This window comes from Citrobacter sp. Ct235 (assembly GCF_030332305.1).
GTDB classification, from domain to species: domain Bacteria; phylum Pseudomonadota; class Gammaproteobacteria; order Enterobacterales; family Enterobacteriaceae; genus Citrobacter_A; species Citrobacter_A telavivensis.
In genome coordinates this window covers 19,986-31,059 of record NZ_JAOWIC010000048.1, presented here as the reverse complement: position 1 = coordinate 31,059, position 11,074 = coordinate 19,986, and the positions used below count along the sequence as shown (strand labels likewise).

At 56.2% G+C, this 11,074-nt stretch carries 7 protein-coding genes and 1 pseudogene; 2 read left to right on the top strand and 6 right to left on the bottom strand.

The genetic code is table 11. The features are described 5' to 3' along the window. Positions 1 to 158: 158 nt before the first annotated feature. Positions 159 to 254: pseudogene (locus OGY35_RS24590) on the top strand (hypothetical protein); the annotation flags it as partial. Here the strand turns inward: OGY35_RS24590 and glnB are convergent. From glnB to purL, 5 genes are all read right to left on the bottom strand, one after another. Next, positions 251 to 589 (bottom strand): nitrogen regulatory protein P-II, encoded by a 339-nt coding sequence (gene glnB, locus OGY35_RS15610; protein WP_012906673.1) that lies wholly within the window; start codon positions 587 to 589, stop codon positions 251 to 253. The pseudogene OGY35_RS24590 and the gene glnB overlap by 4 nt on opposite strands. A 60-nt stretch (positions 590 to 649) precedes the next feature. Then, positions 650 to 1,984 (bottom strand): two-component system response regulator GlrR, encoded by a 1,335-nt coding sequence (glrR, locus tag OGY35_RS15605; RefSeq protein WP_152402892.1) that lies wholly within the window; start codon positions 1,982 to 1,984, stop codon positions 650 to 652. Next, on the bottom strand, positions 1,984 to 2,715 hold the full coding sequence (gene qseG, locus OGY35_RS15600) for a two-component system QseEF-associated lipoprotein QseG (RefSeq protein ID WP_286632738.1): 732 nt from the start codon (positions 2,713 to 2,715) through the stop codon (positions 1,984 to 1,986). Before qseG ends, glrR begins: the two co-directional genes overlap by 1 nt. Before the next feature lie 21 nt (positions 2,716 to 2,736). Next, positions 2,737 to 4,167: a two component system sensor histidine kinase QseE/GlrK gene (gene qseE, locus OGY35_RS15595; protein ID WP_152402889.1), complete on the bottom strand. Its 1,431-nt coding sequence runs from the start codon at positions 4,165 to 4,167 to the stop codon at positions 2,737 to 2,739. 669 nt (positions 4,168 to 4,836) lie between these two features. Beyond that, positions 4,837 to 8,724: a phosphoribosylformylglycinamidine synthase gene (gene purL, locus OGY35_RS15590; protein WP_286632737.1), complete on the bottom strand. Its 3,888-nt coding sequence runs from the start codon at positions 8,722 to 8,724 to the stop codon at positions 4,837 to 4,839. A 256-nt stretch (positions 8,725 to 8,980) separates the two neighbouring features. Here purL and mltF point away from each other — a divergent pair, with 256 nt between their 5' ends. Then, positions 8,981 to 10,531, top strand: a complete 1,551-nt coding sequence (gene mltF, locus OGY35_RS15585; RefSeq protein ID WP_286632736.1) for a membrane-bound lytic murein transglycosylase MltF — start codon at positions 8,981 to 8,983, stop codon at positions 10,529 to 10,531. A 15-nt stretch (positions 10,532 to 10,546) separates the two neighbouring features. Here mltF and tadA read toward each other — a convergent pair whose 3' ends face one another. Further along, a complete protein-coding gene (gene tadA, locus OGY35_RS15580; RefSeq protein ID WP_286632735.1) occupies positions 10,547 to 11,065 on the bottom strand; it encodes a tRNA adenosine(34) deaminase TadA in 519 nt (172 codons plus the stop codon). Positions 11,066 to 11,074: the final 9 nt, after the last annotated feature.

The following is an 11,074-nucleotide window of genomic DNA, read 5'->3' as shown; positions in this document are numbered from 1 at the left end:
ATAAGGTCTTGTAATTACGTCATGCCTGATGGCGCTACGCTTATCAGGCCTACGGGATGTTGTAGGCCGGATAAGGTCTTGTAATTACGTCATACCTGATGGCGCTGCGCTTATCAGGCCTACGGGATGTTGTAGGCCGGATAAGGTCTTGTAATTACGTCATGCCTGATGGCGCTGCGCTTATCAGGCCTACGGGATGTTGTAGGCCGGATAAGGCGTTCACGCCGCCATCCGGCAAGCACGGCGCGGCTTAAATTGCCGCGTCGTCTTCTTCACCGGTACGGATACGTACCACGCGCGCCACATCAAAGACGAAAATCTTACCGTCGCCAATTTTACCCGTCTGCGCCGTACGGATAATGGTATCGACGCAGGTTTCAACGATATCGTCCGGTACGACGATTTCAATTTTCACCTTCGGCAGAAAATCCACCATATATTCCGCGCCACGGTACAGCTCGGTATGCCCTTTCTGACGCCCAAAGCCTTTCACTTCGGTGACGGTCATACCGGTGATCCCTACCTCAGCCAGCGCTTCACGCACATCATCGAGCTTGAAGGGTTTAATAATCGCATCAATCTTTTTCATGCTAGTCCTTGAAAAGGTCGCCTGTCTTTTAATCGGATAAACGTAACATATTACGCTGACTTATTCTTTGAAATCGTTTGCATCCAGCTCGTGACGCGACAGCAGCTTATAGAACTCCGTCCGGTTACGACCCGCCATTCTTGCCGCATGCGTGACATTGCCTCGGGTTATTTGCAGCAATTTGCGCAGATAGTTCAGCTCAAACTGATTACGCGCTTCGACAAAGGTCGGCAGGGCGGTATTTTCCCCTTCCAGCGCCTGCTCCACCAGGGCATCGCTGATCACCGGAGAAGAGGTCAGCGCCACGCACTGTTCGATCACGTTCACCAGTTGACGCACGTTGCCAGGCCAACTGGCGGTCATCAGCCGCTTCATTGCATCCGTCGAAAACGCGCGCACAAACGGCTTATGCCGCTCCGCCGACTGGCGCAGCAGATGATTCGCCAGCAGTGGAATATCTTCCGTTCGCTCCGCCAGGGCCGGGATCTTCAGACTGACCACATTGAGGCGGTAGTATAAATCTTCGCGAAATTCGCCGCGCGCCATCGCTTTCGGCAGATCGCGATGGGTTGCCGAGATGATGCGCACATCAATATCGATATCGCGGTTGCTGCCAAGCGGTCTGACTTTACGTTCCTGCAAGACGCGAAGCAGTTTGACCTGTAACGGCGCAGGCATATCGCCAATCTCGTCAAGAAACAGCGTCCCGCCTTCCGCCGCCTGAAACAGCCCTTCACGGTTGCTCACCGCGCCGGTAAACGCACCGCGCGAGTGTCCGAACAACTCCGACTCCAGCAGTTGTTCCGGTAGTGCACCGCAGTTGATGGCGATAAACGGTTTGCTGCTGCGCGGGCTGGCATTGTGAATAGCCTGAGCGAAGATCTCTTTCCCGGTGCCGCTCTGACCATTAATCAGCACGCTGACGTCGGACTGCGCCACCATCCTCGCCTGCTCCAGCAGACGCAGCATCAGCGGGCTACGGGTGACAATCGATTCGCGCCAGCTATCGTCCGTGGCGGGCGCCGACTGTTCAAGCGCCTCGTCAATCGCCTGATACAACGCATCTTTGTCTACGGGTTTGGTCAGGAAGCTGAACACGCCTTTTTGCGTTGCTGCAACCGCATCCGGAATAGAACCGTGGGCGGTAAGAATGATGACTGGCATCCCCGGCTGAACCTTCTGGATCTCGCTGAACAGCTGCATGCCGTCCATCTCATCCATGCGCAGGTCGCTAATCACCAGATCCACTTTTTCACGGTTCAGAACGCGCAGACCCTCGGCCCCGCTCTCTGCGGTCACCACGCTATAGCCTTCACTGGTCAGGCGCATGCCCAGCAGTTTCAACAGACCAGGGTCATCGTCCACGAGCAGTAAATGCGCCGGTTTACGACTCATTATGGGGTCACCTCATCTTGTGAAGATACTGGCGCTTGTCCCTCAGATTTGTCGCCGCCATGCGTCGTATCCGGATTGTAATTTCCTGCCGGTTTACGGGTAGAAAGCTGTCGCTCAATATCGGTCAGGTTTTCCAGCTTGCGCGTCGTAAGATCGAGCTGCGCCTGAAGGTACTGATGCTGCTGACGCAGCGTATCCAGATCGCCATCGGTCGTTTGCTGCAGTTTGCTGTAGCGCTGGCGTTCTTCGGCGAGCTGGAGCTGAAGCGACTGGCCGTCGCGCCAGATCTGATAAAGCGGACGCACCTGCGCCGGGATTTGCGGGCTTAGCGCATCCAGTCGCGAGACGTTCTCACGACGTTCCAGCGGCGTGATTTTGGCGTTCGCCAGCAAGATGCCGCGCTTAAAGGCGTTTTGCCAGCTGTCGTCACTCAGCATGCGGGCTTCGCTACGCGACTGTACCGGCAACAGGCGATCCGCGCAGTCAATGGCGCGCAGCCAGTAAAGGGGATTGGTGTCGGTCGATTGCCCCTGCAATGCCCAGATATCGGTGCACTCAACCGACAGGTAGTCCGCCAGTTGATACGTCGGGAGAGCGTCCTGTGGCGCATCTCCCGTGATGTGTTTCACCGCATACGGCGTACAGCCCATCAGCGCAAGGCAGGGCATCCCCGCCAGGATAACCTGACGGGAGAATAAACGTTGGAAAATGTGAACAAAAACGTGTGGCATATTCACCAGGCTTAGCGTTATTTAATCGTTTTTCGTTGCAGATAGCGGCAGTTCTATGCGAAAGCAAACCTCTTGCGCCTGTTCATCGACAAGATACAGCTCCCCCTGCATACGGCGGATACAATCTCTGGCGATGCTCAACCCCAGTCCACTCCCCTTCACTGCCCCTTTCCGTTGATGACTTCCCTGGAAAAAAGGCTCGAAAATCATGGTTCTTTCTGCTTCAGGGATAGGTGTTCCGGTATTGATAACATCGATATACACCGTAGTCCCCTGTAAGCGGCTGCGAATACGAATGTTACCGGATTCAGCCCCGTAGTGCACCGCATTGGAATAAAGATTGTCCAGTACACTCATCAGTAACATTGGCTCGGCAAGACAGCGTTCCGCCGCCAGTTCAATGTCGGTATGCATCATTTTAGCGCGGGCCGGTAGACTATGAGCGGAAACCACCATATCCACCAGCGGTTCAATCTCCACGCTTTCCATTTCAATGGCGCTGTCAGCCAGTTTGCGGTTGTAATCAAGCAGTTGCTCAATCAATTTTTGCAGATTGCGGCTGCTGTCATCAAGAATGCCAACCACTTCTTTTTGTTCCGGCGTCAGCGGCCCCACCACCTGATCCGCCAGCAGTTCGGTACCTTCACGCATACTGGCCAGGGGGGTTTTCAGCTCATGGGAGAGATGACGCAAAAATTGATGGCGTTGGGATTCCAGCCAGGAGAGGCGCTCGCTCAACCAGATGATCCGTTGCCCAACGGAACGCAGTTCGCGCGGCCCGGCAAAAGTGACGGTATTGCCCAGCGATCGCCCTTCCCCCAGCCGATTGATCATCCGCTCGATCCCCTTTACCGGCCCGATAATCATTCGCGTGAACAGCAGCACCATCGCCAGGCTCACCAGAAACAGCACCAGAGCCTGCCAGCCGAAGAACTGCCCGCGTTCGGCAATCTCCTGCTGCAACTGCTGCCCGCGCGAAAAAACCACGGTACGCGTCGCTTGCACCATTTCAGTATTGGCGTTGGCAAACGCTTCCAGCCGTGCGGCGGCGGCGGTATCGGGTCCACTGTTACGACATTGCAGTTGTGCCAGACCGTTGAGATCCTGCCGCAACGCCTGATACAGCTTATCATCTGGCAGAACGCCCGCATGAGCATCCAGCATTTCACTGTAGCGTTTGCGCTGGCTCTGATACACCTTCGCCAACGTCGGATCGTCAAGGACGCAATACTGGCGGTAGCTGCGCTCCATCTCCAGCGCGGCATTGGTCATCGCCTCGCTGCGGCGCGCGTCAATAAGCGTGGTACGGTTCGTCAGCGCCGCCTGGGCGCTGAGTGCGTTCAGACTTTGCCACGCCTGCCAGGCGAGGACCAGCAGTGGTAACAGGATCAGCAGAAATGCCAGCGTCACCAGTTGGCGTAATGACCGGGGGAAAACAGACCAGCGCTTCAATGCGTTACTCTCACAAGAGATGAATAGGACGATGCTAACTGAGGGGAACGCCAGATACAACAAAGCCGGGCTGAACCCGGCTTTGTTATGGAATAAGGCGGTGCCTAACTCGACGTTTCGCCCGATGGTTGATAAAGCAAAGCTATTATCAGAAGTTGGACGGCAGGCACCTTGTTGTGCGTCATTCGAAGTTTATGTAGCACGTCCCGAAGGGGCTGACATAAGAAGGTGAATGAGCCACTGGTTACTATTATGCAGTAACTGTGCCAATATTCAAAATAATTATTTAACACAATGAATTTATTGAACTTTAAATGACATTCACATCATTAATAAAGTGAGCACTTTTCAACCAAACTGTCGCCAATTAGCAACACCTTAAACGCAATACACTTAGCTATATATAAATCAATAAGTTAAATGTCTCTTTTTGGAGACACTCATGACACATGTTTGTCGTGAATTCCCGACAGGCTTAATTAACGACAGTGATTATAAAGATACGCGAGACACACGACATGACGGCACAGCACCTTCGGCCCTCATCCTGACTGACCGTGACGGGCTTACGCGGGGGAGTTATTGTACGTACAGGAAATCAAAAAATAACCTGCACCTGCCATAAAAAAGCCCGGTAACGTCCACCGGGCTTTGATCATGACGAGTACCTTACCCCAACTGCTGGCGCGCATTGCGGAAGATACGCATCCACGGACCGTCTTCACCCCAGTTTTCCGGGTGCCATGAGTTACTGACGGTACGGAACACGCGTTCCGGGTGCGGCATCATGATGGTCACGCGACCATTTTCGGTGGTCACCGCGGTAATGCCGTTTGGCGAACCGTTCGGGTTAGCCGGGTAAGTTTCCGCGACGTTGCCGAAGTTATCGACGAAGCGCAGCGCGACCAGGCCTTTGCTTTCCAGTGCCGCCAGATGAGCAGCGTCGCGAACTTCAACACGCCCTTCCCCGTGCGAGACGGCGATAGGCATCATTGACCCGACCATTCCCTGCAACAGCAGAGACGGGCTCTGAGTTACTTCGACCAGGCTGAAGCGGGCTTCAAAGCGATCCGAATGGTTACGCACAAAACGCGGCCACAGGTCGCTGCCAGGGATCAGCTCACGCAAGTTCGACATCATCTGGCAGCCGTTGCACACCCCCAGCGCCAGCGTTTGTGGGCGATGGAAGAAGGTTTCAAACTCATCGCGCACGCGGTTGTTGAACAGAATAGATTTCGCCCAGCCCTCACCCGCGCCCAGCACGTCACCATAAGAGAAACCGCCGCAGGCCACCAGCGCCTGGAAGTTACCCAGACCGGTACGGCCACCGAGCAGATCGCTCATGTGTACGTCAATCGCGTCAAAACCGGCACGCTGGAACGCCGCGGCCATTTCTACGTGGGAGTTCACCCCCTGCTCACGCAGCACCGCTACTTTCGGACGTGCACCGGTCGCAATGTAAGGCGCGGCGATATCTTCATTGATATCAAACGTCAGCTCCACGCTGAGGCCCGGATCGGCATCGTTGGTTTTGGCGTCGTGCTCCTGATCGGCACACTCCGGGTTATCACGCAGACGCTGCATCTGCCAGGTGGTTTCTGCCCACCAGATTCGCAGTGTGGTGCGGCTTTCGCTGAAGACGACCTGACCGTTGGCTTCGATAACAAAACGGTCGCCCTCGACGGCCTGACCCAGGTAATGGACGCAATCGCCCAGACCGTGCTGTGCCAGCAGCGCTTCCACCGCCTCGCGATCCGCGGCGCGAACCTGAATAACCGCGCCCAGTTCTTCGTTAAACAGCGCCGCCAGACGATCGTCACCCAGGGCCGCGATATCCGCCTGAATACCACAGTGACCGGTAAAGGCCATTTCAGCCAGAGTCACCAGCAGGCCGCCGTCGGAGCGGTCGTGATAGGCCAGCAGTTTACGTTGCGCCACCAGCGCCTGCATTGCGTCGTAGAAGCCTTTCAGTTGCGCGACATCGCGCACGTCTGCCGGTGTATCGCCAAGCTGACGGTAGACCTGCGCCAGCGCCGTGGCGCCCAGCGCATTATGGCCACGACCCAGGTCGATCAGCAGCAGCGCGTTGTCTTCGGTCGAAAGCTGCGGGGTGATGGTATGGCGTACATCGTCCACGCGGGCAAAAGCGGAAATCACCAGCGACAGCGGCGAGATCATTTCGCGCTGTTCGTTGCCTTCCTGCCAGCGGGTTTTCATTGACATGGAGTCTTTGCCCACCGGAATGGTCAGGCCCAGCGCCGGGCAGAGTTCTTCACCGACCGCTTTCACCGCTTCATACAGACCCGCATCTTCCCCCGGGTGACCGGCTGCGGCCATCCAGTTGGCGGAAAGCTTAATGCGTTTGATATCGCCAATCTGCGTTGCCGCGATGTTGGTCAGCGCTTCGCCGACCGCCAGACGGGCAGAGGCGGAGAAGTCGAGCAGTGCTACCGGCGCACGTTCACCGATCGACATCGCTTCGCCGTAGTAGCTGTCGAGGCTGGCGGTGGTCACCGCGCAGTTAGCCACCGGCACCTGCCACGGACCGACCATCTGATCGCGGGATACCATCCCGGTCACGGTACGGTCGCCAATGGTCACCAGGAAGGTTTTTTCCGCCACCGTCGGCAGATGCAGAACGCGTTTTACGGCATCCGCGATGGTGATGTCCGCGCGGTTCAGCGCCTCGCCTTTCGCCTTCAGCGTCTGGACGTCGCGGGTCATCTTCGGCGTTTTGCCGAGCAGTACGTCAAGCGGCAGGTCGATAGGCTGGTTATCGAAGTGACGGTCGTTTAACGACAGATGCAGCTCTTCGGTCGCCTCGCCAATCACCGCATACGGCGCGCGCTCGCGCTTGCACAGCGCGTCAAATAACGGCAGTTGATCCGCCGCAACGGCCAGTACATAACGTTCCTGGGACTCGTTGCACCAGATCTCCAGCGGGCTCATTCCTGGTTCATCGCTGAGGATGTCACGCAGTTCAAATTTACCGCCGCGTCCGCCGTCGCTGACCAGTTCAGGCATGGCGTTCGACAGACCGCCCGCGCCGACGTCGTGGATAAACAGGATCGGGTTGGCGTCGCCCAACTGCCAGCAGCGGTCGATAACCTCCTGACAGCGGCGTTCCATCTCCGGGTTATCACGCTGGACGGAGGCAAAATCGAGATCCGCGTCAGACTGGCCGGACGCCATGGAGGACGCCGCGCCGCCGCCCAGGCCGATGTTCATCGCCGGGCCGCCGAGGACAATCAGCTTCGCCCCAACGACTATTTCGCCTTTCTGCACGTGATCGGCGCGGATATTACCGATCCCACCCGCCAGCATGATCGGCTTATGATAACCGCGCAGCTCTTCGCCATTGTGGCTGTTCACTTTTTCTTCGTAAGTCCGGAAATAGCCGTTGAGCGCCGGACGACCAAATTCGTTGTTAAACGCCGCGCCGCCCAGCGGGCCTTCGGTCATGATATCCAGCGCGGTCACAATGCGCTCCGGCTTGCCGAAGTCTTCTTCCCACGGCTGCTCAAAACCCGGAATACGCAGGTTAGAGACCGAGAAACCGACCAGACCCGCTTTTGGCTTCGCGCCGCGTCCGGTAGCCCCTTCATCACGAATTTCGCCGCCGGAACCGGTCGCCGCTCCCGGCCACGGAGAGATCGCCGTCGGGTGGTTATGAGTTTCCACCTTCATCAGGATATGCGCCGGCTCCTGGTGAAAGTCGTAGCGTCCGGTCGCGTGGTCGGCAAAGTAACGACCCACTTCAGACCCTTCCATCACCGCCGCGTTGTCTTTATAAGCAGAAAGCACGTGATCCGGGGTGGTCTCAAAGGTGTTTTTGATCATCTTGAACAGCGACTTCGGCTGTTGCTTGCCATCAATAACCCAGTCAGCGTTGAAAATCTTGTGACGGCAGTGCTCAGAGTTCGCCTGCGCAAACATGTAGAGTTCAATATCGTTCGGGTTGCGCCCCAGTCGGGTAAACGCGTCCTGCAGATAATCAATTTCGTCATCCGCCAGCGCCAGACCGAGACGCAGGTTAGCGTCAATCAGCGCCTGACGGCCTTCACCCAGCAGGTCAACGCTTGCAACCGGCGCAGGCTGATGGTGGGCAAACAGTTTTTCCGCGTCGGTTAATGAAGAGAACACCGTCTCCATCATTCGATCGTGTAGTTCAGCAGCAACCTGCTGCCACTGTTCAGCGGTCAGCGTGGAGGCCTCAACATAATAAGCGACGCCGCGTTCCAGACGGTCAATCTGTTGCAGACCGCAGTTATGGGCGATGTCCGTCGCTTTGGAAGACCAGGGGGAGATGGTGCCAGGACGAGGCGTCACCAGCAGCAGTTTCCCTTCCGGGGTGTGGTTGCTCAGGCTAGGGCCGTATTTCAGCAGACGGGCAAGCTGCGCGTGCTCATCCTCGTTCAACGGGGCGTTCAGGTCAGCGAAATGGACGTACTCGGCGTAAATATTGCTTACCTGGAGGTTGGCAGCCTGAAAACGTGCCAGCAGTTTGTTAATACGGAATGCGGACAGTGCAGGCGAACCACGCAGAATTTCCATCATAAGTCTCTCGTCTTCTAAGCTTTCGGTGTGCCCAAGTGGGGAAACGGGCGTCATTATAAAGAATCTGAGCCGCCGACGAAACCGTTTGCGTCGAAATAAAATCACCCCGCATTGTTGTCATACGATGCTATCGATAGCGCTAATTAGTTGCCAACTGGCGCAAGTTTAAGCAAAATGCCGCTCATTGATGAATAATCCTGGTCTTTCTATTCCTTTTCCCATCCTGAGGCAACGCACGGTTCAGAGAATTAACTAATTGAAAAAATTAAAGATTAATTATCTGTTCATCGGCATACTGACGCTGTTGCTGGCGGCGGCCCTCTGGCCCTCAATCCCCTGGTTCGGTAAAGCTGATAATCGTATCGCCGCGATCCAGTCGCGGGGAGAGTTGCGCGTGAGCACCATTGAGTCACCACTCACCTGGTCAAAACTTAACGGTAAGCCGTACGGGCTCGATTATGAGCTGGCGCAGCAGTTCGCCAGCTATCTGGGCGTAAAGCTGAAGATTACCGTACGCCAGAACATCAGCCAGTTGTTTGACGACCTCGATAATGGCAACGCCGACCTGCTGGCGGCCGGGCTGGTCTACAACAGCGAACGGGTGAAAAACTATCAGCCGGGGCCAACCTACTATTCAGTATCCCAGCAACTGGTCTACAAAGTGGGCCAGTATCGTCCCCGCACGTTGGGCAGCGTGACGGAAAGTCAGCTCACCATCACCCCAGGACATGTGGTGGCGAACGATCTGCAAACCCTGAAACAGACAAAATACCCTGAACTGAGCTGGCGGATCGACGAGAAAAAAGGCTCAACTGAACTGCTTGATGCGGTGATTGCCGGTCAACTGGATTACACCATCGCTGACTCTGTCGCCATCAGCCTTTATCAGCGCGTCCACCCCGAACTTGCCGTTGCGCTGGACGTCACCGACGAACAGCCGGTGACCTGGTTTAGCCCGCTGGATAATGACAACTCGCTATCTGCCGCCCTGCTCGATTTCTTCAACGGCATGAATGAAGACGGCTCACTGGCACGTCTCGAAGAAAAGTATCTGGGGCACGGCGATGATTTTGACTATGTCGATACCCGCACCTTTCTGCGCGCGGTTGACGCCATGCTCCCCGACCTGAAACCGCTGTTTGAGAAATACGCCCAGGAGATTGACTGGCAGCTGCTTGCCGCGATTGCCTGGCAGGAATCACACTGGGATCCGCAGGCCACATCGCCCACCGGCGTGCGCGGCATGATGATGCTCACTAAGAACACCGCGCAAAGTCTGGGTCTGACCGACAGGACCGATCCTGAGCAGAGCATCAGCGGTGGGGCGCGCTATTTACAGGACATGATGAGTAAAGTGCCGGACACCGTGCCGGAAAACGAGCGCATCTGGTTTGCGCTGGCGGCCTACAACATGGGTTATGCGCATATGCTTGATGCGCGGGCGCTGACGGCCAAGACGAAGGGCAATCCGGACAGTTGGGCGGACGTCAAACAGCGCCTGCCCATGCTCAGTCAAAAACAGTATTACAGCAAGCTGACCTATGGCTATGCGCGCGGACATGAAGCCTACGCCTATGTTGAGAACATCCGTAAGTATCAGATAAGCCTGCTGGGCTATTTGCAGGAGAAAGAAAAGCAGCTGGCAGAAGAGATGAAACTGGCTGAGGAGTATCCGGTCGTCTCGCCGACAGATTTTGGCAAACAGCGACGACCGCTCGTCGCCTTCCTGTCACAATCGTCATCTGGCTATCTGACGCACTCTCCATCACTGCTGCGTTTACCGCAGAAGAAAGAAGAGAAGAAGTAAACAGAGCCGCAAGGGTTACTGACCTGCGGCTTTCTTCAACGCTTTGATCTCCTGACGGCGCATGCGGAAAAAATCGCTGAGCAGCGTCGCACACTCCTCACGCAGTATCCCCTCAGTGACCTCAACGCGATGATTCATTCCCGGATGATGAAGGACATCCATCAGCGAACCGGCTGCACCGGTTTTTGCATCACGCGCGCCGAATACCACGTGACGAATGCGACTGTGCACCATCGCACCCGCGCACATGACGCACGGTTCAAGGGTCACGTACAGCGTCGCATCAATCAGACGATAGTTTTGATGGACCAGGCCGCCCTGGCGCAGCGCCATGATCTCTGCGTGCGCGGTGGGATCGTGATGGCCAATCGGGCGGTTCCACCCCTCGCCAATCACGCGATTGTTGTGCACCAATACGGCACCGACCGGGACTTCTCGTTCATCCCAGGCGCGCTTCGCCAGCGTTAACGCGTGACGCATCCAGTATTCGTGGCTAAATTCAACATCTGACAAAGGGAGTACTCCGATAATCATAGCGGGCGC